Origin of the sequence: Lactobacillus sp. ESL0700, from assembly GCF_029392095.1 — a bacterium.
Classification (GTDB): domain Bacteria; phylum Bacillota; class Bacilli; order Lactobacillales; family Lactobacillaceae; genus Lactobacillus.
On record NZ_CP113930.1, the window covers coordinates 1,245,433 to 1,267,962 of the forward strand.

Annotated in this window: 24 protein-coding genes, 1 tRNA gene and 1 other annotated feature; of the genes, 6 read left to right on the plus strand and 19 right to left on the minus strand. The window is 40.2% G+C overall.

Translation table 11 applies throughout. From position 1 onward, the window contains the following. Position 1: 1 nt before the first annotated feature. The 13 genes from OZX63_RS05880 to OZX63_RS05940 all read right to left on the minus strand — a co-directional run bounded on the left by OZX63_RS05880 (position 2) and on the right by OZX63_RS05940 (position 10,727). Positions 2-244, minus strand: coding sequence for an exodeoxyribonuclease VII small subunit (locus OZX63_RS05880; RefSeq protein ID WP_277142330.1), 243 nt, complete (start codon positions 242-244; stop codon positions 2-4). After that, positions 225-1,592 (minus strand): exodeoxyribonuclease VII large subunit, encoded by a 1,368-nt coding sequence (gene xseA, locus OZX63_RS05885; RefSeq protein WP_277142332.1) that lies wholly within the window; start codon positions 1,590-1,592, stop codon positions 225-227. Before xseA ends, OZX63_RS05880 begins: the two co-directional genes overlap by 20 nt. After that, complete coding sequence (locus OZX63_RS05890; protein WP_277142334.1) at positions 1,582-2,430, minus strand: tetrahydrofolate dehydrogenase/cyclohydrolase catalytic domain-containing protein; 849 nt, start codon at positions 2,428-2,430, stop codon at positions 1,582-1,584. Before OZX63_RS05890 ends, xseA begins: the two co-directional genes overlap by 11 nt. Positions 2,431-2,479: 49 nt before the next feature. Continuing rightward, a complete protein-coding gene (gene nusB, locus OZX63_RS05895) occupies positions 2,480-2,878 on the minus strand; it encodes a transcription antitermination factor NusB (RefSeq protein WP_277142336.1) in 399 nt (132 codons plus the stop codon). Further along, complete coding sequence (locus OZX63_RS05900) at positions 2,856-3,314, minus strand: Asp23/Gls24 family envelope stress response protein (RefSeq protein WP_277142338.1); 459 nt, start codon at positions 3,312-3,314, stop codon at positions 2,856-2,858. The genes nusB and OZX63_RS05900 overlap by 23 nt, the downstream gene beginning before the upstream one ends. 18 nt (positions 3,315-3,332) lie before the next feature. Then, positions 3,333-3,902 (minus strand): elongation factor P, encoded by a 570-nt coding sequence (gene efp / locus OZX63_RS05905; RefSeq protein ID WP_277133560.1) that lies wholly within the window; start codon positions 3,900-3,902, stop codon positions 3,333-3,335. Between the two features lie 70 nt (positions 3,903-3,972). Then, on the minus strand, positions 3,973-5,082 hold the full coding sequence (locus tag OZX63_RS05910; RefSeq protein ID WP_277142340.1) for a Xaa-Pro peptidase family protein: 1,110 nt from the start codon (positions 5,080-5,082) through the stop codon (positions 3,973-3,975). A 153-nt stretch (positions 5,083-5,235) separates the two neighbouring features. Beyond that, positions 5,236-5,529: a 50S ribosomal protein L27 gene (rpmA, locus tag OZX63_RS05915; protein WP_277129453.1), complete on the minus strand. Its 294-nt coding sequence runs from the start codon at positions 5,527-5,529 to the stop codon at positions 5,236-5,238. A 17-nt stretch (positions 5,530-5,546) separates the two neighbouring features. After that, the gene (gene rplU, locus OZX63_RS05920; RefSeq protein WP_277133556.1) at positions 5,547-5,858 is read right to left on the minus strand and encodes a 50S ribosomal protein L21; all 312 of its coding nucleotides are present in this window, start codon (positions 5,856-5,858) and stop codon (positions 5,547-5,549) included. A gap of 13 nt (positions 5,859-5,871) precedes the next feature. Further along, positions 5,872-5,948, minus strand: a sequence feature (ribosomal protein L21 leader region). A 138-nt stretch (positions 5,949-6,086) separates the two neighbouring features. After that, positions 6,087-6,926 carry a YitT family protein gene (locus OZX63_RS05925; RefSeq protein ID WP_277142342.1) on the minus strand — a complete coding sequence of 280 codons (840 nt, stop codon included), beginning with the start codon at positions 6,924-6,926 and terminating at the stop codon, positions 6,087-6,089. A gap of 108 nt (positions 6,927-7,034) precedes the next feature. Further along, on the minus strand, positions 7,035-7,412 hold the full coding sequence (locus OZX63_RS05930) for a hypothetical protein (RefSeq protein WP_277142344.1): 378 nt from the start codon (positions 7,410-7,412) through the stop codon (positions 7,035-7,037). 118 nt (positions 7,413-7,530) lie between these two features. Further along, entirely contained in the window at positions 7,531-8,859 is a 1,329-nt protein-coding gene (locus tag OZX63_RS05935) for a DUF2325 domain-containing protein (protein WP_277142345.1), read from the minus strand. Positions 8,860-8,945: 86 nt separating this feature from the next. Further along, the gene (locus tag OZX63_RS05940) at positions 8,946-10,727 is read right to left on the minus strand and encodes a DUF2207 domain-containing protein (RefSeq protein WP_277142347.1); all 1,782 of its coding nucleotides are present in this window, start codon (positions 10,725-10,727) and stop codon (positions 8,946-8,948) included. 183 nt (positions 10,728-10,910) lie between these two features. Between OZX63_RS05940 and OZX63_RS05945 the strand changes: the two genes are divergently transcribed. The 5 genes from OZX63_RS05945 to OZX63_RS05965 all read left to right on the plus strand — a co-directional run bounded on the left by OZX63_RS05945 (position 10,911) and on the right by OZX63_RS05965 (position 14,190). Continuing rightward, positions 10,911-10,984, plus strand: a tRNA-Arg gene (locus OZX63_RS05945). Positions 10,985-11,599: 615 nt separating this feature from the next. Then, on the plus strand, positions 11,600-12,331 hold the full coding sequence (locus OZX63_RS05950; protein WP_277142349.1) for a hypothetical protein: 732 nt from the start codon (positions 11,600-11,602) through the stop codon (positions 12,329-12,331). 28 nt (positions 12,332-12,359) lie between these two features. Further along, positions 12,360-13,247: a hypothetical protein gene (locus OZX63_RS05955; RefSeq protein ID WP_277142351.1), complete on the plus strand. Its 888-nt coding sequence runs from the start codon at positions 12,360-12,362 to the stop codon at positions 13,245-13,247. A gap of 47 nt (positions 13,248-13,294) precedes the next feature. Then, on the plus strand, positions 13,295-13,540 hold the full coding sequence (locus tag OZX63_RS05960) for a hypothetical protein (RefSeq protein WP_277142353.1): 246 nt from the start codon (positions 13,295-13,297) through the stop codon (positions 13,538-13,540). 14 nt (positions 13,541-13,554) lie between these two features. After that, positions 13,555-14,190 carry an SAP domain-containing protein gene (locus tag OZX63_RS05965; protein ID WP_277142355.1) on the plus strand — a complete coding sequence of 212 codons (636 nt, stop codon included), beginning with the start codon at positions 13,555-13,557 and terminating at the stop codon, positions 14,188-14,190. Between the two features lie 39 nt (positions 14,191-14,229). On the opposite strand, the gene OZX63_RS05970 is transcribed toward OZX63_RS05965, so the two are convergent. Further along, entirely contained in the window at positions 14,230-15,588 is a 1,359-nt protein-coding gene (locus OZX63_RS05970) for a serine hydrolase domain-containing protein (RefSeq protein WP_277142357.1), read from the minus strand. Between the two features lie 426 nt (positions 15,589-16,014). Between OZX63_RS05970 and OZX63_RS05975 the strand changes: the two genes are divergently transcribed. Beyond that, positions 16,015-17,052: a PTS sugar transporter subunit IIC gene (locus OZX63_RS05975; protein WP_277142359.1), complete on the plus strand. Its 1,038-nt coding sequence runs from the start codon at positions 16,015-16,017 to the stop codon at positions 17,050-17,052. A gap of 44 nt (positions 17,053-17,096) precedes the next feature. Here OZX63_RS05975 and OZX63_RS05980 read toward each other — a convergent pair whose 3' ends face one another. From OZX63_RS05980 to OZX63_RS06000, 5 genes are read right to left on the minus strand one after another with little or no spacing between them, the layout of a single operon-like run. Continuing rightward, positions 17,097-17,717 carry a malonate decarboxylase holo-ACP synthase gene (locus tag OZX63_RS05980; protein ID WP_277142360.1) on the minus strand — a complete coding sequence of 207 codons (621 nt, stop codon included), beginning with the start codon at positions 17,715-17,717 and terminating at the stop codon, positions 17,097-17,099. Next, the gene (gene mdcD / locus OZX63_RS05985) at positions 17,708-19,381 is read right to left on the minus strand and encodes a biotin-independent malonate decarboxylase subunit beta (RefSeq protein WP_277142361.1); all 1,674 of its coding nucleotides are present in this window, start codon (positions 19,379-19,381) and stop codon (positions 17,708-17,710) included. The genes OZX63_RS05980 and mdcD overlap by 10 nt, the downstream gene beginning before the upstream one ends. Next, positions 19,371-19,670, minus strand: a complete 300-nt coding sequence (locus OZX63_RS05990) for a malonate decarboxylase subunit delta (RefSeq protein ID WP_277142363.1) — start codon at positions 19,668-19,670, stop codon at positions 19,371-19,373. Before OZX63_RS05990 ends, mdcD begins: the two co-directional genes overlap by 11 nt. A gap of 24 nt (positions 19,671-19,694) precedes the next feature. Beyond that, positions 19,695-21,338, minus strand: coding sequence for a malonate decarboxylase subunit alpha (gene mdcA / locus OZX63_RS05995; protein ID WP_277142365.1), 1,644 nt, complete (start codon positions 21,336-21,338; stop codon positions 19,695-19,697). Between the two features lie 5 nt (positions 21,339-21,343). Beyond that, positions 21,344-22,252, minus strand: coding sequence for an acyltransferase domain-containing protein (locus OZX63_RS06000; protein ID WP_277142367.1), 909 nt, complete (start codon positions 22,250-22,252; stop codon positions 21,344-21,346). Positions 22,253-22,530 lie beyond the last annotated feature (278 nt).

The following is a 22,530-nucleotide window of genomic DNA, read 5'->3' on the forward strand; positions in this document are numbered from 1 at the left end:
ATTATTCCTCTGGTGCTGCCGCATTATTTGGATCTAACTGGTGCTCTGTTCCATCACTATCAATTAATTTAGCCACAGTTTCTTCAGCTGCCGTCAATTTTTGGTTCAAATCTCGGCTCAACTTGACTCCTGCTTGGAACTCCTTTAAAGCATCTTCTAGTGGCACATTGCCGTTTTCCAAGTTTGCTACAATCTTTTGTAATTCTGTTAATTGCTCTTCAAAATTATTCTTCTTTGTTGCCATCGTTTGTTCTCCTAACTGACTTTACAATTGCCTTGGCATTACCATCTTTAAAGTGGAGGTTAATTTCATCTTTTGCTTTAAGCTGCGTGACCGAACTCACAGTTTTCCCCTGATTATCAGTCGCATATGCAAAACCGCGATTTAATGTTTGCAGGGGACTATAATCGTTTAACTGCTGGCCAATTTGTCCTAATTGGTGCCGCTTTTCTCTTAGCATATTAGTCATATTAGCCTGCAATTTTTGATAATAAAAATCTTCTTGCTGCAACATCTGCCTAATTTGACCAGTTAGATTAGTCCCAAGCAATGCTTGCTTAGACAGCTGGTAACGCTGACGAGAACGCTCTAATTGGTGCTGCATATTATTGATTAACCGCTCACGTAGCATATCCAATGTTTGTGCTTGCTCATCGTATAAACGCGTTGGCTCACGCATGATCATCGAATTATTAATCCGATTAAGAGCATCACGACGCACCCGAATTATATTCTGCATGCTTGACAACAAACTACTCTGTAATTGATGAATATTAGCTAATTCATCCGGCAAATTTGGTGTCGCATATTCCGCAGCTGCTGTCGGCGTCGCTGCCCGGCTGTCAGCGACTAAATCGCACAGCGTCGTGTCAGTTTCATGGCCAACTGAAGAAATTACAGGCATCGACATCGCATAAACTTGCCGCACAACCGCTTCTTCATTAAACGGCCACAAATCTTCAAGCGACCCGCCACCACGACCAATGATCATGACGTCATATTTATCACCATACGACGAAATTTGCTTCATCGCTGCTACAAGCGAGGCAGCGGCGCGGTCACCTTGAACTTGTGCTGGAAATAAATCAACTTCTGCGTGAGGAAAACGCCGATTAACAGTTACCAAAATATCGTGAATGACGGCACCCGAAGCACTCGTAATTACCGCAATATGATCGGGAAAATGTGGCAATGGGCGTTTATGCTCTTGCGCAAACAAGCCTTCCTTAGCTAATTTAGCTTGCAGTTGCTGCAGCTGCTCATAAAGCGCACCTAATCCAGCTGGCTCCATTGATTCAGCATAAAACTGATACGACCCTTGAGGCCCATAGACACTAACATAACCGGTCACAAAGACCTTCATGCCCTCTTCCGGTCGAAATTTAACTTTATCAAAATAAGACCGAAACATGACCACATTAATTTTTGACTTTTCATCTTTTAACGAAAAATATTGGTGTGAATTACGCCGAAAGCGAAAATTTGACAATTCACCCTGCAAAAAGACTTTGTGCAAATAAGGATCATTTTTAAATTTTTGCGTAATGTAATAATTCAAATCCGTAACGGTAAGATATTTATTATCTGCCATGATTTCTCCTTGTTAGCTTAACCACTTGCTCCATCAGTGATTCAACTGTTAGCGGGCCAATGCCGCCAGGAACCGGGGTAATATAACTTGCCTTGGGTGCAACCTCGTCAAAATTAACATCACCGACAGTTCGACCATTAACCCGATTAATCCCGACGTCGATAACAACGGCGTCTTGCTTAATCATCTCAGCTGTTACCAAACCGGCATGCCCAGCCGCTGATACTAAAATATCTGCCCTCTTAGTATATTCGGAAAGGTTCTTAGTCTTCAAGTGCAAAATGGAAACTGTTGCATCTTGTTCCAGCATTAAAGCAGCCAACGGCTTACCAACAATGCTGCTGCGACCAATGATTACGACATTTTTACCCTGTAAATTAATTTGGTAATGCTTTAACAATGCCAAAATACCGTGAGCAGTTGCCGGTTCAACAAAATGATCGCCGCGCCACAAGCGCCCGACGTTGCTCGGCGTCAAACAATCAACGTCCTTGTCAGGACTAATATGTTCCAAAGCCTCATTTAAATCAATTTGCTCAGGCACTGGCAACTGAATCATAATGCCGTTAATTTGTGGATTAACATTTAACTGGTCAATCAATGCTAATAAATCTGCTTGGCTTTCGTCAGCTGGCAATTGATAAACTTTCTGCGCAATTCCAATTTCTTGTGCACGTCTTTTTTTCGTTCGCAAGTAAATTTTGCTGCCTGGATCATCACCAATATTAATTACGCAAAATAATGGCTCAATTCCTTGCTCTTTTAATGCACTAACCTGCTGCTGCAATTTACCTGCCAGCAAGTTAGCCAAGCCTTTACCGTCCAGAATCTGCCCCATCAATAATTCCTTTTCTATAAAAATAGCCGGCTTCACAGCCGACTATTAGTTATTTTTCAACAAAATTTGCCAAAACGCCATTAATAAATGGTTTAGTCTTTGGATCGGCAAACTCATCACATAAATTTAAAGCCTCATTTACTGCTGCCTTAGGCTCAATTTCATCACTATACTTAATTTCGTATAAGGCAACTTCCAGAATAGCAAGGGTAATTTGATTAATTCGGTTAATCCGCCAGTTCTTCTTTAAGTGACTAGCAAGCTCACCCTTCAACTCATCCCGTTTAGTAATTACGCCTTCAATTAGAGTTTTCGAATAAGCAGAAAGTTCTTTTAAATCAAGCGCTATAACAGTTTTAGCTTCAACATCTGCCGGCAGCATTTTAATATCTTGATTAGCCAAATAAACCGCCTGCATCGCAACTCTACGACTCTCGTGTTGATTCATTTTTACTCTTTTCATCAATGTCGGGAAACAGCTTTGAAGTTTCACTGTTATCCTTGTCCTCATCCTCTGGGAAGACTAATCCGGTCACGTGAACGTTAATTTCTTTAAAGGTTAAGTCGGTCATTTGCTTAACTTGCTCAAGTAAACTGCTTTGCAAAGTCATTGCAACCTTAGGAACATAACTGCCTGCTTCAACGTTAATATAAACTTCAGCAATCAAGTTATGATCATCGTCAAGACCCACTGTAACACCTTTACTGCGATCCTCGCGTCCTAAAACTCGGTTAATCCCAGATCTGACACTGCCGCGCATTCCGGCAACACCGTCAACTTTTTCGGCAGCAATGCCCATGATAACTTCAATAACACTAGGATCAATTTCGATTTCTTCACCGTTATTTTTATCGTCTAAGACAATTTTTGAACTATCTGCCATTTTGTTTACCTCGAAAAACTACTTATTTGCGCGAGATACGTATGTACCATCAGCTGTATTAATAGTTAATACATCGCCTTCGTTGATGAAGAACGGTACGTTAACTACCAATCCAGTTTCCATAGTTGCTGGCTTACCACCACCGGAAGAAGTATCACCTTTGATATTAGGTTCTGTTTTAGCAACTGCTAAGTCAACAGTATTAGGAAGTTGAATTCCCAAAGTCTTGCCATCGTGCATAATAACACTAACATCCATGTTTTCCTTAAGGTAATTAGCTTCATCCTTAACTTGTTCGTTAGCAATAGCTAATTGGTCATAAGTGGTTGTGTCCATGAAAACATAACTTGAACCATCATTGTACAAGTATTGCATAGCCTTGGTTTCAATTTCTGCAGTTTCTACCTTAGCAGTTGAACGGAAAGTGTTTTCCTGAACTGCACCTGTAGTCAAGCTCTTAAGCTTTGAACGAACAAAAGCACTACCCTTACCTGGCTTTACGTGTTGGAATTCAACAATCCGCCATAAGTCATTGTTAAATTGAATGGTTAAGCCATTCTTAAATTCGTTAACTGAAATCATTGTCATATTTAGTACCTCATCTCCATAATATATCTTACCAATTTGCGCATAATTTTACTATTAATAATATTTAAATTTACAAAGAAATTAATTCGTCTTTAGGTAGAGTAGATAAGGTTTCCGGCGTTTGATCATGAACCAAAATATCGTCCTCAATCCTTACGCCACCCTTATTTGGTAAATAAATCCCCGGCTCAACGGTGTGAACCATGTTGTTAACCAGCTCCTGTTTACCAAATGGCAAAGCAGGCTGACACAATTCATGAATTTCTAAGCCAATACCATGACCGATGCCATGACCAAAATATTCACCATAGCCTTGCTCTTTAATATAATCGCGAGCCGCTTTGTCAACATCACGACCATGATTACCAGCAACTGCCGCAGCAATCCCACGTCTTTGCGCTTCGTGCACAATATCATAAATCTTGTGCATTTCACGGTCGACCTTGCCAACAGAAACAGTCCGTGTAATATCAGCTGCATAGCCATGATAGAAAGCGCCAAAGTCAATCACTACCATGTCGCCGTCAGCAATCATCTTGTCGCTGGCAACGCCATGAGCCCAAGCTGAACGAACACCAGAAGCGATAATCGTATCAAAACTTGGACCATCGCCACCATTAACCTTAAACAGATAATCAAGTTTGGCACCAATATTACGTTCAATTGCGCCAGGCTTAACTAATGGCAAAATCCCATTAAAACTGTCCATTGAAATGTTGATTGCCTGCCGCAAAGCTGCAAGTTCTAATTCATCTTTCACATTGCGAACACGTTCAACGAGTTCTTCACAAATAACAAATTCAATTTCTGGATTTAACTTTTGCAAATTAGCGAATTCAACCGCCGAAACAAACTCGCCTTCAATCAAAACCTTTTTGAGATTAGCTTGCCCTAACTGCTTGCTAATTTCTGCGTCTTGATCGCTGCGCTTCATAATTACCGTTAATTCACCAGGAGCTTGCGCCTTAATTTGATCAGCAAATCTGGAGTCCGATAATAAAATGCGGTCTCCTTGAGCTGTCAAAATCAGCTGCGCTTCTTCACCAGTAAAGTTGGTTAGATAGCGATAGTTAGCCTGATTAAAGATTAGCAAACCATCAGCGTTCTGCTCCTTAATCAGCTTTGTAACTTCAGCAATTCGTCTATTTAAAAGTGTTAATAATTGGTCTTGTTCGTCCATTGCGTGCACCTCTTACGGAAAAAATACTTAATTCTATTCTACCGCTAAAAACGCACGCTTGACTATCCTATTTAAATATTAAATAAAATTAAATTAAAAACGCATAAAAAAGACGAGAAGCGCGTGCTTTTCGTCTTTTTCTTAAGAACTAAATTACTTAGCTTCTTCTTCGACTGGAATAACAGAAACTTGCTTTCTGTATTTGTCCAACCGTTCAAACTTAACAACACCGTTTACTAATGCAAACAATGTATCGTCTCCACCTTTACCAACGTTTTGGCCTGGGTGAATGTGTGTACCACGTTGACGGTAAATAATAGTACCTGCGTGGATAGTTTGACCATCAGCAGCCTTAGCGCCTAAACGACGACCAGCTGAGTCACGACCGTTAGCAGTAGAACCTCCACCCTTGTGGTGGGCAAATAATTTAAGACCTAAAATATTCATATCATTTCACCTCTGAATTAAGCTTCAATTTTTTCAACTGTAACCTTAGTATAAGGTTGACGGTGACCATATTTTGAATGTGAGTGCTTCTTAGGCTTGTACTTGAAAGTAACAACTTTCTTTTCCTTGCCTTGCTTTTCAACTTTAGCAGTTACTTTAGCACCCTTAACTAATGGGCTACCGATTTTAACATCTTTACCATCAGAAACAAGAATGACTTCATCAAAGGTAACTTCTTTGCCTTCTTCTACATCAAGCTTTTCTACAAAAATAGCGTCGCCTTCAGCAACTTTGTATTGCTTACCACCGGTTTTAATAATTGCGTACATTACTGCACCTCCAAAAAATACTTAGACTCGCCAATCGGGGTGCTTTTTTAAAAAGACTTCTTACCTCGAAATGTGCGGTTGCAGATGTGGAGGTCTCCACAAATACAACTACTTTATGATACTCCCCTTAAGAGAAGTTGGCAATAAAAAATTCTTGATTATTAATAACTTATCGCCTGTTAATCTGGAATTAAGCAGCACTTTCACATTGAAAATTACTGTCTAAATTTAAATTTGCCACTTGCCGCCATGCACCTTGGCAATATTTTCAGTAACAATAAACGCTTCGCCGTCAATTGCTCGGACTCTAGCAACTAGTTGACCATATTCATTGGGATCAACCACGATTACTAGCTGCTGCTTATCTTCATCGCTATAACCACCAACGACATTGTACACAGTCAGACCATCATAATCCTGCTGCAGCATTTCTTTAATCTGCTCAAGATTTTCATTACTCATAATGGTTACCTGATACTTTTTGTCTAAGCCAGTTTCGGTATAGCGCATTGTTAGCGTAGTAATAATTTGCGAAAAAGCCGCCAGCAAGACTGCCTCGATGCCATCGACAAAGACATTTAACAGAATAATTGACATATCAAGGATTAGCAAAGTTAAAGTTGGGTCAAGATAAAAATATTTTTTGAAAATTAATGGTGGAATTGTAGTCCCACCAGCAGACGCGTTAATTCGATAAAGCATCGAAACGCCGATGCCCATTAAGACACCGCCATAAATAACGGCCAGCATGTTATTTGGTGTTAGTTTAAAGCTCGGTGTTATTGCCATTAAAACTGGTAATAACAGACTGCCCAAAGCCGCCTTTTTTAACGTTTCTTTGCCTAAAAAGATTGTTGCTAAAATTAGCAAAAGCGCGTTTACAACCAGAACCGTTACCGAGCGATTAATACCCCAAACAGCATCAACTAATATTGCAATTCCCGTGGAACCACCGGCTGCGATATTAATTGGCGCATAAAAGAAGTTAATTGCAATCGTGATTATTTCCAGCCCCGCTAAGAAAAATAACCAATATTGCCACGTATGTGTTTGTTTATTAATTGTCATCTCATCTTCCTTCCAAAATTAAAATCATTACTTCCTATTATAATAAGAAAACAAGATTCTATTCAAGAAATAAGCAAAAACAACAATAAATTAAAAAAACTTTAATTATCAATCCTTTCTTTTATCATTTGCTCTTGATGGCATTATCAAGAGCTCTATACCAAAGTCTAAAAGAATCAAGCCAATAACTACATCTTGTACTGCGTACATGTTAAATAGCGCTATAATCACCATAATACAACCCAAAATTTGTTTCCATTTTTGTTCACGAGTTATCTTGACCTTTTCAACAGTCTGTATATTGTCAGTCCTTTTAGAAAAAGAAGCAATAAAAAGCAAGATTCCAAAAACACTAAAGATTATTAAAAAGATATAACGAACCTTTATTTCTGCTTTTGAACAGAAAAAACCAATAAGACCAATAATAATTTGTACAAGTGCAAAAAGTCGCTCTGCCGTCGTAGTGCTCAACTTATTTTCAAACATAAAAGTTTACCTCCTTTCACTCATAATCATACATAATATCATGTGGCTATAATTATCACAATTTAATCATTTTAACTAAAAAAGCCCAGAGCAACTTACTCCGAGCTTTTAACGTTAATTATTCTGTTTCATACTTAATAGTTTGGTTGCCCTCGTATGCTGGCAAACCTTTTGCAGCACGATATAATGCCCGCTCAAAAGCCTGATAGCCTTTACTTGAGCTGACCGCAAATTTAACATTATACTTGCTGGCAAATTCACGAATATTCCACGTACTGTCATGGGCCGCAAATGCTGTCACCAAAATCACAATATCCAAATCCTTAATTTGATTTTCCATGACCTTTTTCTTGCCCTGAAAAGCATCTATGGGAATCGGAATTCCGTGATAACGATTGACAATGCCTTCGAGCATTGCCTCATTTTGATTATCACCAATGGCAATGCCAACACGCTGATAATGCAAATCCATGTCTAGCTTGGTAATGGCAACCTCATCTTGAACTGCCTTAACCTTTTTCTTTTTAGTTGTAGGTTTTGACTTTGGTTGGTCGACTTGATAAATCCACCGCAGCTGAATGGCATCCGCTGGATTTTTCTTCAAGCGGACATCCCCGTCATACCATGCAAGATCCACAATTGAGCCATCAACTAGCTGAACATTACCCTCTTGGAACTGGCTTGAATCAATCGGAAGCAAGACTGACTTGCCCCGAATCCGCAGCTTTTGTCCTTTAATATTGCGACTAACTGACAAGTGACCAGTCCGGCCCTGCACAACTGCGTATTTAAAAGTTGAAATTTTATCAACTTCGGTTGCCGACAGCTTACGAAAACCGACAACCCGCAAAATTGTTGCTTCATAATTAGGATTGTTTTCTTCAGGAACTGCCTCGACAATATCGCCGCTCTTTAAATTAAGAGAATGGATTTGCGATTCTTTCAGGGTATAAACGCGCTGATTATTGCCATTAATCAGGTCGCAGCCGCTAAGAAGCCGAATTACTGTATAGCGCTTGCCCTTACGATAATCTCGTATAGGCTTCTCCTTAGGCTGCATTGCCTGCTCGAAGATTTTCTTATTAATTACATCTTTAGTCGTGTTTGAAGCTTGGATTGCTTGTTCTAATTGACTTAGGGTTTTGCCATAACTAGCGCCAATATTAGGTGTAAAGGTCAACCGATGAATTGCCGATAATGCCGTATTTTTAGCGGCAGGATCGCCAGGAGTGGTAATTAAATCAGCTAACCCCGTCAACAGTAAATTTACTTGCTTGGCATCGGCCTTAACGTCAGTATCGCGAGTTTTTACAGTTGCTTCGGGCGCAGCGCCATTATCAGCCATCCCCAGTATCATCTTAATTGCAGCCAACCCGTTGCGCAGACTTTTATCATCGCCCGCGGTTTGGTTTAAAATTCTTTTTAAATTATTTCGGTAATCAAACATTTTTTCTCAACTTTTCTAATCTGATTATTCTAGTATATATCAAATGAAAAAAGCCCGGCAACAGCCAGACTTCAAACTCATATTTTTTAAAAGGCACCGCCGCCGGAGCCGCCGCCAAAGCCACCAGATGAACCACCGGAAAAGCCACCACTGGCACCTGTACTCGAGGACCCAGACGAAATTCCACTGGTAAAGCTAGAATTAAAACTTGCCGCGAAACTATTTTTCCCGCTCAAATAAAATGGTGCGTAATAATAGAACCCATCATTTGCAAATTCTTCTTTGCTAAATTCAATTTTCAGTTGTTTAACAACCTTGTCTGCGAGGTCAAAAGCCACGGCATACGGCAAAATGTCTTCCCAAAGAATCAAATCGCCAACAGCCCGCATTTTGAAATTGCCAATATCAGACAACATCTTTTTAAAGCCGCGAACTTGTTCTGCCTCTCGAGCACCTTCTTTTGTATACAGTGAAATTTGATTTTTCGCACGGAAATATGCGGCAATGCCAAGCAAAATGATAATCGTCTCGCCAATTGCAAGCTGCATCTTATACTGACCGAAGATTCCCCATGAAAAGAGTACTAAAATAAAGCTGATCGCAAGCAAGAACAAAATTGAGCCCAGAGTAAATGAGCGTTTATCATACAGGTCAGACTCAAGATAACCTTGATCTTCAAGCCCGGTGAATTGCGCATCGGCCCAGTCATCGAACTTGTTTCCCAATTTTTTGCTATGATACTGGCGCAGCTCACGTGTCGTAAATGATTGCCCGTCGCCAAGATCATTAAACAAGAACTGCAGTAATGGACTAGCAGTTAAAATTTCTGGGTCTTGCAATGTAATCCGATAATATACTTTATGATGCACTAGATAGTCGTCCAGTTTAACCTTTTTTTGCACCGCTAACTGCATTAGGTAAGCAGTAAAAGCTCGACTATCGGGCTTACGACCGCTGTCCAGAATTTGGGCGGCAATTGGCGTAACTGCAGGAAGACTATAGTTATGCCTTAATTGCGACATTTTAGCAGGCTTAGTTCCTTGCTTTTTAACAAATATACCCTGCAAAATTGCACCGATACCAGTTAGCAGTGCAACTGCAATCATTACGGCGTTAATAATTCGATCGCGTTTGCGCTCTTGGTTAGCCTTCGCAGCCAAAGCCGCTTCCTGCTTAATTACCGCCTGGCGGTGATTTTTATCAATCACATTTTTGTTTAGCGGCGTAACTGTTAATGGGAAAATCGTGTGGACTTCAACGCCAGTATCACCGTCTAAATCTTCAACGTGCATTACAATTTTACCTTGATTGGGCAAAACCTTAATTTCACCGTTTAACGGTCCGTGCGCCCAAGCCCGTAATTTTTTAACTTTGCCAGGGAAAATCACACTTGCCTGCACGTGATCTAAGTCTGTATCCCAGCCATTCCCAATAATCATAAAGTTAAGCTCAGCAGTATCGCGATAATTGGTAACGGCATTCGTTATCTGATAATGGTAAGTTACCGTCAGCCTATCGTCCTCACTAACGGCATGGTAAACTTTAAAACGATAACCTTCGTCATTATGCTCTATTGAAAAATCGCGAACGGTTTGCTCAGGTTCATTGTTATCTTTAACAGTGACACTAACGTCCTTAACCGCTTGTTTTTTACCCAGATTTTGCTGGTAATAGACGCCATGCATGTCATCGTTAAAATCGTACCTAATCTGCCGCGTCATTGTTAGTGAGCCGTCGGCGTTAACTTTTGCCGTAACATTAACGTATTCAATATCGTATTCATCATCAGCATGAACATTTTGACTAACAGTCAAGCCAAGTAATACTACACTTAGCAAAACAAAAAGTCGCACTAGTTTACGTTTCATTAGTTTCTCCCATAAATTTATTTGTCTTAATTATACCAAAATTCAGCCACTTCAATGACTAATTTTTGCCGTCATTCTGCGGTTTATGCACTTATTTGAAAATAAATAAAACTTTTTGTTGCAATTAGGAAAACTTTTCTCTATAATAGTTAATGTTCTGTGAAGGACAAACAAACATACAATGGTCTGGTAGCTCAGCTGGATAGAGCAACGGTCTTCTAAACCGTGGGTCGTGGGTTCGAATCTCACCCGGATCATTAAAAAGAAAAAAGCAGTTAAGATTTTGATGCAAAGATCTTAACTGCTTTTTTCTTTTGTAAAATTATATTAACATTGCATTAATATTGTGGTAAGGAAAGTGCAGTGGCACGTTATCAAATAATTTAGACGTTTTTTCTGCCAGTTACAATGAATTTAGATATGAGAGAAAATTTCAATCCTTTACTTATCTTCTTCAACAAACTTATTAATAATTATTGACGCCTAGTAGCTAATTATCTAATATAAATTTATAATAAATGTGTCTTATAGCGCTTCCCGTTTAGTATTATAAGGTACTCAGTACAAATAATAATCTGAAGAAATGCTTACAAATCTCTCTGTAGCAATTGTTATGGAGAATTGAAAAAGGAGAAAATACTCTAATAATCTAACGATTTCAACTTTCCCACTGTGGCTAAATTGGCAAGATGTGATCACCTTTCAACAGTCAATCACTTGATTACCTCATTAGTTACATCATAACTCCAAATTTTAGGCAAAAAATCCTTTAATATTCGGACATATAATTGAATTTTGAAAACTAATTAGACTATACACCTAAATTAATAATCCTTGCATTAGATTTTATTATCCCTTTAGGAGGTTTAAATATGAAAAAGAAAGATAATAGCGACAGTGAAAATGTTTCTAATATATCACCAACAAATGAGAATAAAAAAAGAAATAGCGATGCTACTAATTTGCCTTGGTATAAAAAGACTTGGGGCAAAACAATAATTATTCTAATTCTAGTATTTATTCTAGGTAAGCAAATTTTAGGATTAGGATCCTTTTTATTCCTTGTTGGTATTGTTGCTTTAACTAAAAGCATTACTTCTTTAATCAAGAAAAAGAAAACTAGAATTAATCCACTAATCACACTTATCATTGGAGTAATTCTCTTACCTATTGGTGGTAATTTGATGCCCGATAATACCAATAGCAATGCTCAATCTGCCAAAGTTCAAAAAGTAAAGCATAAAGAAAAGAAAAATCAAACAAAAAAAGCTAAAAAGCATAGTAAAGCCCAAAAACATAAAAATATTAAAAAAGTACCTACTCATGTTGTGACCAAGCCTAAACATAATAAGCAACACAAAACTAAGAATAATTCTAGCAATAATAGTCAACAAGTTGCTTCTGACCAAAATAATCAAGGAGAAAATAATTTAGTACCTCAAAAAGGTTACGTTTTTATAGCCCCAGATCACGGTAAAAGATACCACTTTAATCCAGGATGTCGTGGTTTAAGAAATGCTGACAACATTACTAAAATAACCCTTGCTGAAGCTAAAGCTCAAGGCTACACACAGTGTCAAATTGACAGTGATATCCCAGAATAATTAAGTTTTATAGAGAAGAAAGTAAAAAATGAAAAATTCAAAAGTAACAAAACCATGGTATAAAAAGTTCTGGGTCTGGCTACTAATTTTTTCCTGCTGGTATGTATTATTTGATGCTTCAACAAGCATTTGGGAGAAAATTGTAATTTGTGTTTGTATCATATTGCTTATTATGGGAAATACAAATAGTACAGACAAAGATCAAACCAAAAGTGGCAAAACCGCTACACAGTCTAACGACATTGCTCTAACACAAGATAAACCAAAAGTAGATGATATTGTTACAAACTCCAATACTGATACTCATCAAATCACTAAAGTAAGTTTCTTAGGTAAAATCAAAGAAAAAAGAGAACAAAAACGTATTGAAAAAGCTAAAAAAGCTGAAGAGTTAAGAATTCAACAGCAACAAGCTGAAGAAGCACGTCAACGTGACATTGCTATCTGGCAAAATGAAGATTTAACACAATACGCTTGTAAAGTTAATGGCCTAATTTTACGAAAAAACGAGTTCTGTTATTTGTCAGTAGATGAAAATATAATTTGGAGTGAAGATCGTGTTCGTTCTAAACGTACTAATTACAGTGGCCCTACCGCAACTATTCACATTGCAAAAGGATTGAATTACCGCTTAGGTTCGATTTCAGCTAAAACTGAAAAGTACAGTGAGATCACACCTATCTTTAATGGTGGCTTATATCTAACTAATAAGAGAATTTTTTTAGTTAATAATCAGGGTACTAAGGCATTAGTCTTATCAGGAATAGTAAGTGTAACTCCTTATAGTGATGGAACTGAACTTTTCCGCCAATCTGGTAAACGTATTTTGCTAACTGGGTTTTCGGATGCTGCTAAATTCAATATCTATTTGCAAAGAATTTTAAACGACAATTTAGTTGAAAATTATGAAGAATAAAAAAAGTCAATATGTTCAAGCACAATTTCATATAGGAGGTCAACACAATGGAAATTACTTCAAGCCCAACAAATTTACTATTGCTAGGTATATTAGCAATCATAACCCTAGCTCTTAGTCTGTACCTCTTGTACCCTCTTTATGATTTTTGTCAAAAACGGCGGCACCAGCAAGAGGCTAAATACAAAGCATTAAGAATCTGGCTCAGCAGCTTGGGCGGCGTCCTTGTTCTGCTATATTCACTCAACCTGATGCAGACAGTCTATATAATCATTGTTCATCACTATTACTAATAGAAATAATATCCATGAGCCAACTTACACTAACTGAATTTAAGCAAAAATACTTTTATAAGACCGAGCTTCAAGACCTGTGCAGGCAATACGGCCTACCAACTTCTGGAACCAAGGCCGAACTCAATTCATACTTAGAAGCGTTCTTGTCCGGTATTCCTAAAAACCAAATTAGACCTGCTCGAAAAAAGCAGAATATCTGGCAACTTGCAGCTGATGAAATTAATTTGACAACGCCAATTGTCGATTCAGGATTTTCTTTTAATAATGCTAGTCGGCAATTTTTTGCGGAATACTTTCATGTTGACCATTTTTCCTTTAAGAAAGAAATGGCAATTATCAAGCGGGCAGCTGAAGCTCGCCACGACACGCAAATGACTGTTGATGACTTAATTACTCAGTATCAGGATTTGACGTCAACTAAGCAGCACCAGCAACTCGTTAGCCAAACAGCTGAAGAAAACACTTATCAGTGGAACAACTTTGTTCGTGCTTTTTGTCAGGATACAGTTAGTCAAGAGTTTGCTAGTAAGCTTAAAGTTGCCGCTATTCTATGGCAGCATGTTAAAACTTCAACTAAACCAAAAGAATTTACGCCTGACTTAGTTGAAATTTACGCCGCAGAAATTAATCAATTTAGAAAAAAATAAACAGGAACTTCTCAGTGCATCGAGAGGTTCCTGTTATTTTTATTTTCTAAAAATCGTTGGCTTGCCCAGCGCTGGTTCAGTCATGATTTCCAAGCCATTCGCCGTGAAATCAAGCGGCAATAAAGTATCATAAATTTTAATCTCAACAAATTTATCGCCCTTACTATTAGCAATAATTGGGAATGACCACGGTCCAATTGCGGCCATTAAATTGCCAGCTTGCTCACTAATCGTGACAATTCCATAACCAGGATTGCGATAGTCGCCTAATAATTCTGGCTTAGCTTTAACTGGTTGCGGATTCTCACCCTCGGCCTCACTAAACTTGCGCTGCTTAGTTGCCAATCTCTGAGCCATGAAGTCCGACGAAGTTTTAATCCAATCATGCTGCTCAAGGCCTGCAAAGGTATCAATTGTTTGGTATGCAAGAGCAAAAATCGCATCGGTTGAGTCCAAGTTCATTGTCGAAACAAATGCCAAGTCAAGTTCCGGAATAAAGCCCAAGAATGAGCAATAGCCAACATACGAACCGCTGTGGAACAGGTATTTATAACCATGATAATCTTCCATCATCATGCCCAAACCATAATTAGAGAAGTGGGCACCGCCGTATGCTCGGTCAACCGTCATAATTGATTGTGGCTCGTAGCGCTGCATGGTAATGCCAGTACCAGTTTGGGCAGTCTTTAATTGGAATTTGCCCCACTCAAGCAGGTCAGAAATGCTGGCAAGCATACTGCTAGCACCGCCAACTTTCCCCGGCGCAATAAACGGGACTTCACGCAAGTTGCCATGATCTAGCAGGTATGGCTTGGCAATGCGACTGCGCTCACATTCATGGTGATTAATAAAAGTATTATTTAACTTCAGCGGTTTTAACAAATTTTCACGAATATAAGAGCCATAATCCTTGTTAATTACCTGCTCCATTACATAAGTTGCTACCGCAAAAATCAAATTACTGTACTGCATCTTAACGCGCAATTCGTGATTGGGCTCCAAATGACCAATTGCTTCGGCTTTTTGCGCTAGCGTCAAGTCCTGCTTGTTCCAGTTAGTAAATCGCATCCAATCGTGAGCCGGCAACCCGCTCTGGTGGCTTAGGGCATCCCGCCACGTCAAATGTTCAGCCACATACGGATCAACCATGTTAAATCCCGGCCAATACTTTTTAAGTGGCTCATCTAAATCAATTTTACCTTCATCGGCCAACTTGCAAATTGCCGTTGCTAAAAAAGTCTTCGAAATTGAAGCCAGCGGATACAATGTGTCCTGCTCAGCATCACCGTAGACATGGCTATAAGTTTCTCCCTGATAATAAATTCCCAAACCTAGGCTGGGCAAGTGAAAGCTCTGCCGGATTTTTTCGGCATAATGATCGATTTCTTGGGTTTTCATGAACTAAGTCCTCCTTATATCTGTTCAAATTATAGCATTTATTATCATGGCTAAATTAAAATTTTCATAAAATCTCATTTTTACTATCTAGCATCAGTTATTTATTAAAATCTAGATGTTATTAAGCAAATTTCACTTTTTTACCAATTTTGCTTGCCTTTTTAAAAATACTTTAGTATCATATTGATTAAATATTTATGAGAGGTGAGTCATGATGACGACAATTAAACAAATGAATCAACCACAAGTTAAATATTATTTTCGGTACTTTCACAATTTGATCTGAGTGCCGAATTTGTCATTACATTTAGACACACAGGTCAAGTAATTTTGATGACTGTGTGTCCTAGTTAAGTACTTTCTTCTCAAAAAGAAGCTCGCACAGTTGTCGTCCTGTGTGAGTTTTTTTATTTAGGAGAATTTTCAATGAAAACTGTTAAACAAATTGTTTTAGATACCTTGAATGGCTTATCAACAGGAATTGTCGTCGCGCTAATTCCTGGAGCCTTAGTCAACCAACTAGTCAAGGCCCTTGTCCCCACTTGGCCCGGGCTCAGTTTTATCCTTGCGTTAACAGCATTTGCGGCCGGACTCTTACCCGCAATCAGCGCCGTTTGCGTTGGTATGACGGGAAAATTGACGCCAATTCAAACGTCTTCCTTGGCCTTAGCTGCAACTGCTGGTGGCGGTAATTTCGTCATGACTAATGGCAAAATCGCCGTTAACGGTAGCGGCGACGTCATTAACACGGCGATTACAATCATGATTGGCTACGGCTTGATTTTACTTTTAGGTAAAAAACTCAAGGCATACACAATTTTGTTAGTACCCCTGCTAGTTTTAGTCATCGCTGGTGGTATCGGATGCCTAACCAAGATTCCAGTTGGCCAATTATCGACACTAATTGGTGTCGGCGTCGAGCATCTGACTAACTTGCAGCCAATTCTAATGGGCATCATCATGGGAATCGTGTTTGCCTTACTGATTGTTTCTCCAATTTCTTCTGTCGGTATCGCTACTGCCATTAACCTAGTTGGCATTGCTTCTGGCTCCGCCAATCTTGGCATTACAGCTGCTAGCTTCAGTTTAGCAATTTTCGGTTGGCAAGCTAATTCAATTGGTACCTCAATCGCCCACTTCCTAGGATCACCTAAAATGCAAATGGCCAACTTAATGACTAACCCTAAGTTACTGGTACCCGTGTTAATTAACGCTGGAATTGCTGGCGGACTTGGAGCAATCTGCAAAATTGGCGGGACCCCAATGAGTGCTGGCTTTGGCTTTTCAGGATTAATTGGACCTCTAGCAGCAATGGCCGGTCGTCCTGCAAACGCAGCTAATATTACTCTGATTGTCATTCTTTTTGTAGTCGTACCCATTGCCTTAGGACTGTTGATGAATTATATTTTCAATCATCAATTACACTACTTCACAAGTAAAGACTTCGAACTTGATTTCAGTTAACAAATAACCCCTACTTCGTTACAAAGCAGGGGTTATTTATTTTTTCAAAATTGCCAGGGGTCACTCACCAATTTAGGTCCTGTTGCTGTCTTCAATAAAATTGTCATTGCTCGCTGCTGCGCAAATTCTTCTAATGAAAAACCATTTTGACCACTGACAACCTGAATATCAACATGAACTGCTGGATAAATTGCTTGCAGTCGCTCAATTAAAGCGCGCGCTTCTTGATGCGATAGTGGCCGCATATTGGTCAGGATAACATCAATATCAGAAGTCAAACTAACTACCGGCAGTCCCGTAACCAGCTCAAACTGCAGGCTGCCACTAACTCCCCAATCATAGTTATCGAGCAGCGGCATGATTTTTTGCAATTTTGTAAAAGCCGGTAATTGGGCCCGCTCTTGCGCTAACTTGGGTAAATAGGTTAATGCCTGCTGCGGACTGATTAGTTTTCGCCACTTGTTGCGTGGTAAAAAGGATGCAAAGCGTTGATTTTTAGTAAAACCACGAATGCCAACCGGAATTTGCGTACCCTGTTTACCGCGCCGCACAATGACATAAGGTGCTTGCGTGAGCACTTTTTGTGCCCAAGACGGTAAGGGCTGCTGAATTAACGGGGCAACATCTGCCAATTCAATTAAGGTATGTGGCGGAATTAATGCCATTCTTCAGCCATCAACTTCCGTACCTGATTAGTAGCCTTGCGCCCGCCAGCCGCGCCATTAACAGCAATTTCATTAGTGTAGCGGAAAGACAGGTCAGTTGGCGCACCTTCTAAACTGGCAAAGGCATCGTCTAAAGCTGCCTTGACCGTTAATACTGCTTGCTCATCACGATCATATCCCTTAATCTGCGGAATCAGGCGGTACAAGGCACCTAATTTTTGGTAATTTTCAATATCATAGGCCATCGCCGGAACATGCTTAGTAGCTTCTTCAACCTCCGCAATCGTCCGCTGCGTTATTCGTGCGCTTGATGCCTTACTCATCGCCTGAACGGTAATCGTCATATCATCTAATGCCACTAACCGGTTAGATTGCAGCCCGTGTGCCAAAAAGCCACCAGAAACTGCATCCCCAACAATTAACGCCACTACCTTATGACCGCTCTGCCTTGCCCGCGCGTATGCACTCGCACTAGCAGCTAGAGCCATGTGAATGCCAATTAATTCTTCCTTATAACCATAGGCTTGACTCGGCACATCAACAATCATTACAATCGGCGTTTTCTGTGATTTTTCCTTATCTTGAGCAATTAAATCATTGACCACGCTAGCTACCGTAAAGCCTTCTTCAAGGCCAACCTCACCATGACGAACTCGCGGAAAACGATTATGGGCATCTGGCACAATTGCAATGTACTCGCGATTATCCTTTTGCGCATGTAGTACCGTGGCTACTTGACTGGTGGCATTTTTTATACCGGTTAACAATTCAAACCAATTGCGGCCACGAGATTTTGTCCCGGGCTCACTACAAGTTGTTGCAGCAGCCAAATGATGCGGTTTAATTTCAACTGCTTGGTACAGCCGATTATAAGTTGGAATATCCAGCGGCTTTTTTAAATCAAGACTATCCAGTAGCGATAAGTAAAAGTCACTGCGCTGATCGCGATGACTATCCTTCTTCTTGCAGATCGCCTCATAAATTGCCTGCTTGATTGAATCAACATCATCTGCAGTAACTTCGTCAATAATGCCGGTCTTTTGTCGCTGCTTGGTTCCCAAAGTATCCCAAATCAGATTTTTATCGGAAGAATCCCACTCACGCACACCGGCTTCTTGCTCAATTACTTCGGGACCATTCAAGCCAATTCGTGCCTTATCCGTGCCAATAACGTATGACAACAACGCATTAGTAATTGACATACCGCCAAATGAACCAACGCGACCCGGCACCAAACCAATTACTGGAACGTACTTCTTCAAGGCAACGACCATATTATGAATTTCAGAAATCGAAAGCAAACCATAATTTGCTTCCTGCAGCCGCACGCCACCTGTATCTAAAATCAAAATCGGATAAATGGTTTTTCCTGCCTGATTATCAGCTAACGCGTGTTCCAGTGCTGCCACAATTTTGGCACCAGAGACCTCACCAATACCGCCGCCTTGAAATGAACCTTCGATTGAAATGACAACTACCTGCTTGCCCTTCATGGTTCCTCTCATAATTACGATGCCGTCATCCGATTCCGGCACAATATTTTGCGGCTCTAAATGTGGTGAAATTAGGTCATCAAACGGCCCGATTAATTCGCGCTTTGAGCCTTGGTCAAGCAATGCCTCTGCTCTTTGACGAGCATGCAATTCCACAAAACTATTGTTCATCGTTCAATGCCTCCATTGCTTGAGTAAGACGCAAATTTACAACACCCGGTGTAGCGCCATAATCATTAATTTCAAACTTGGCCAACAGCGGATAACGAGCAAAAAAGCGTTCCAAAACATTCTGCCAAACTTTTTGAAAGCCATCACTGCCAGTGATAATATCAAGCTCCGATTGCTTTGCCGTAGTTGGACGCATAATTATTTCCAAATCACCGGAAGCAACAACACCAACATGAACAGGCCGTGCAATTGGCTCATGTGCTGCAAAACTAAAATGTAACTTCTCCATAATTTTAATTCTCCTCTATTAAACTTAGCTCCAACTGCGGAACTTAGCTGGTGGTGTGTACAGACCTTTAGACCACTTAACAAGGTCTTCCATATTTTGCGCCGCTAACAGCGAACGCGTTGCCTGATTTCTTTTCACACCTAAATCCTCAGGAAAAGCCACTATGCCACGCTGACGCAAATCCTTAACTGTTGCTGGATTAGAACGCAAGCCAACTGGCGTCACACCAGCAATTGCCTCAATGGCTGCCTGCCGTTCCGCCATACTGTCGGTCTTGTATAAATAGGCAACGCCTTCTTCGGTAACGATATGCGTTGTGTCCTCGGAATAAATCATGATGGGTACGTTCTTCAGTTTGGCTTCTTTTTGCACCTCAACTGCATCAAGCTGATCGACAAAAACCGGCTTTTTATTAGCGCCAAAAGTTTCTACCATTTGCACTACCAATTTTTGTCCCTTACCTAACGGATTATCGTCAGGCCGTAAACTTTGCCAAGCAGGTGTGGAATGTCGCCGTCCTGTTGGGTTCGATCCCATGTTAGGCGCACCGCCAAAGCCGGACAGCCGCCCGTGAGTTACCGTCGAAGAATTACCGTACTGGTCAATCTGCAACGTTGACCCGACAAACATATCGAGCGCGTATTGCCCAGCCATTTGGCCATAAGCACGGTTTGAACGCATTGTCCCATCAGGGCCAACAAAGAAAACATCTGGCCTGGCAGCAATGTATTTTTCCATTCCAACTTCACCACCAAAAGAGTGAATTGACTCAATCCAGCCCGATTCAATCGCCGGAATTAATGTTGGTGTTGGGTTGACCTCCCAGTTAGGAACAATTTTGCCTTTTAACCCCAGCTGCTCACCATAGGTTGGTAGTAACAATTCAATCGCCGCGGTGTTAAAGCCAACCCCATGGTTAACTGACTGCACGTTGTGCTTTTCATAAATGCCCCGAATAGCCATCATTGCCATTAAAATCTGCAATTCTGTAATGTTTTGCGGATCACGAGTAAACAGTGGCTCAAGTTGATACGGTTCATCTGCAGGAATAATCACGTCAACCCAATCTCCCGGAATATCAACTCGCGGAACTTGATCGACAATCTCATTTGCCTGCACAATCACAATCCCGTCATGAAAAGCGGCCGCTTCAACAATTACCGGCGTTTCTTCGGTATTGTAACCTGTGTACAAATTGCCCACGCGATCAACCTTATCGGCAGCAACCAAAACAACATTGGGGATTAAGTCAATATATAATCTGGCATATAATTCCAAGTATGTATGAATATCGCCAACTTGCAAAGTGCCGTCGGCAATCATTTGCGACACCCGCGTACTTTGCGGACCAGCATAAGAAAAATCAATCTTGCTGGCAATCCCATCCTCAAAAATATCCAAATGTTCAGGCCGAGAAATACTGCTCATAATCATGTGCAAATGGTTGACCTTTTCCGGATCAACATTGGCCAATGTTTTAGATAAAAAGCTGGCCTGCTTTTGGTTATCGCCTTCTAGCACAACCTTATCGCCGGGATTAATCAGGGCTTCCAAAACAGCTGTCGCATCTTCGGTTTTAGCAAACTTACCATCTAACAGCCGACTAGCATTAGCCAATTTTTGCTGTTTAGCCTCACGGTGTGTGGCCCAATTTCGTCTTTCACTCATTTTTACTACCTCTTTTTCCATTTATTTAATAGGTAAATCGCATCGGCAACGCTTGTTTGATTAAGGCTAATCTGTCGTAAATCGCCAAATGTTTGGTGCAAAATCGTCTTAAATGGCGTACCTGGTGCAAAGTTGACAATTACTTCCGGCTGATAATCCTGCGCTACATTAATCATGTCTTCAAAATATACTGGGTATATTAAGTTATTAATTAAATCCGTAGCCACAAACTCTGCCTGACGAACGCTGCGCCCCGAATAGTTAGTTAAGTAGCGGCAATGCGGTTTAGCAATCGTAATTTGCGCAATTTCCTGCTCTAGTTGTTCAGCTACCTTTTGCATCAATGGTGAATGCGACGGCACCGGCACTCTTAATCGTTGTGCTATGACGGCACCGTTTTGCTTGGCTAATTGCAATACCTGGTCAATTGCCGTCAGCTTGCCTGAAATACAAGTTTGGTTAGCTGCGTTTTGATTTGATAAAAAAACCGGAGTAGCAGAAGAGTTTATCTGCGCCACTAACGGTGCCAGCTGCCTTCTAGTTAAACCCGCGACAACTCCCATGCCATAGCCACTGGGATACGCGTTCTGCATCAAGCTTGCGCGGTGTTTAACAACTTGAAACAAATCATCTTGCTTAATGCTACCAGCTGCATAGGCTGCCGCAAAAGCACCTAAACTATGACCTGCCACTAAATCAGGCTTATTTCCAGCGGCAATTAGCTGATTAATCTGGTCAACTTGCACTAACGCAATGCTAACTTGCAATTGAACTGAATCACGATAGCCCTCTGCTGTGTCCACTAATTTTAGCCCCAACAATTGCTCAACGTGCTCTTTTAATTCAGGAGTGACGTGAGCCAGCATCCCAGCAAATTGACTACCCTGTCCTGGAAACAACCATAATGCCCGCAAAAGACCATCTTCTTTCTTTTATCAAATTACCTAAGCCAATTTTAAACTTTATTTTTAACAGAAAAAAGGGTTTTATCGCTTGCGATAGGTTAACTAGTTTACAATTAATTTTGCTTTTAGTATTAATATTTTAATATATTATGATTGCCATTAATCTTAATTTCATAAGTATACCAGCACTGGTTTAATTATTAAGAATCCATAAATATTAAAAATATTTAGCAATTATTAATTTAATATGCTAAAATTTATAACAAATTTATTAAAACTAAATTAAA

Excerpts from the sequence above, each read along its gene's own strand:
- OZX63_RS05880 (WP_277142330.1), bottom strand. The coding sequence starts at position 244 with ATGGCAACAAAGAAGAATAATTTTGAAGAGCAATTAACAGAATTACAA.
- xseA (WP_277142332.1), bottom strand. The coding sequence starts at position 1,592 with ATGGCAGATAATAAATATCTTACCGTTACGGATTTGAATTATTACATT.
- OZX63_RS05890 (WP_277142334.1), bottom strand. The coding sequence starts at position 2,430 with ATGGGGCAGATTCTGGACGGTAAAGGCTTGGCTAACTTGCTGGCAGGT.
- nusB (WP_277142336.1), bottom strand. The coding sequence starts at position 2,878 with ATGAATCAACACGAGAGTCGTAGAGTTGCGATGCAGGCGGTTTATTTG.
- OZX63_RS05900 (WP_277142338.1), bottom strand. The coding sequence starts at position 3,314 with ATGGCAGATAGTTCAAAAATTGTCTTAGACGATAAAAATAACGGTGAA.
- efp (WP_277133560.1), bottom strand. The coding sequence starts at position 3,902 with ATGACAATGATTTCAGTTAACGAATTTAAGAATGGCTTAACCATTCAA.
- OZX63_RS05910 (WP_277142340.1), bottom strand. The coding sequence starts at position 5,082 with ATGGACGAACAAGACCAATTATTAACACTTTTAAATAGACGAATTGCT.
- rpmA (WP_277129453.1), bottom strand. The coding sequence starts at position 5,529 with ATGAATATTTTAGGTCTTAAATTATTTGCCCACCACAAGGGTGGAGGT.
- rplU (WP_277133556.1), bottom strand. The coding sequence starts at position 5,858 with ATGTACGCAATTATTAAAACCGGTGGTAAGCAATACAAAGTTGCTGAA.
- OZX63_RS05925 (WP_277142342.1), bottom strand. The coding sequence starts at position 6,926 with ATGACAATTAATAAACAAACACATACGTGGCAATATTGGTTATTTTTC.
- OZX63_RS05930 (WP_277142344.1), bottom strand. The coding sequence starts at position 7,412 with ATGTTTGAAAATAAGTTGAGCACTACGACGGCAGAGCGACTTTTTGCA.
- OZX63_RS05935 (WP_277142345.1), bottom strand. The coding sequence starts at position 8,859 with ATGTTTGATTACCGAAATAATTTAAAAAGAATTTTAAACCAAACCGCG.
- OZX63_RS05940 (WP_277142347.1), bottom strand. The coding sequence starts at position 10,727 with ATGAAACGTAAACTAGTGCGACTTTTTGTTTTGCTAAGTGTAGTATTA.
- OZX63_RS05950 (WP_277142349.1), top strand. The coding sequence starts at position 11,600 with ATGAAAAAGAAAGATAATAGCGACAGTGAAAATGTTTCTAATATATCA.
- OZX63_RS05955 (WP_277142351.1), top strand. The coding sequence starts at position 12,360 with ATGAAAAATTCAAAAGTAACAAAACCATGGTATAAAAAGTTCTGGGTC.
- OZX63_RS05960 (WP_277142353.1), top strand. The coding sequence starts at position 13,295 with ATGGAAATTACTTCAAGCCCAACAAATTTACTATTGCTAGGTATATTA.
- OZX63_RS05965 (WP_277142355.1), top strand. The coding sequence starts at position 13,555 with ATGAGCCAACTTACACTAACTGAATTTAAGCAAAAATACTTTTATAAG.
- OZX63_RS05970 (WP_277142357.1), bottom strand. The coding sequence starts at position 15,588 with ATGAAAACCCAAGAAATCGATCATTATGCCGAAAAAATCCGGCAGAGC.
- OZX63_RS05975 (WP_277142359.1), top strand. The coding sequence starts at position 16,015 with ATGAAAACTGTTAAACAAATTGTTTTAGATACCTTGAATGGCTTATCA.
- OZX63_RS05980 (WP_277142360.1), bottom strand. The coding sequence starts at position 17,717 with ATGGCATTAATTCCGCCACATACCTTAATTGAATTGGCAGATGTTGCC.
- mdcD (WP_277142361.1), bottom strand. The coding sequence starts at position 19,381 with ATGAACAATAGTTTTGTGGAATTGCATGCTCGTCAAAGAGCAGAGGCA.
- OZX63_RS05990 (WP_277142363.1), bottom strand. The coding sequence starts at position 19,670 with ATGGAGAAGTTACATTTTAGTTTTGCAGCACATGAGCCAATTGCACGG.
- mdcA (WP_277142365.1), bottom strand. The coding sequence starts at position 21,338 with ATGAGTGAAAGACGAAATTGGGCCACACACCGTGAGGCTAAACAGCAA.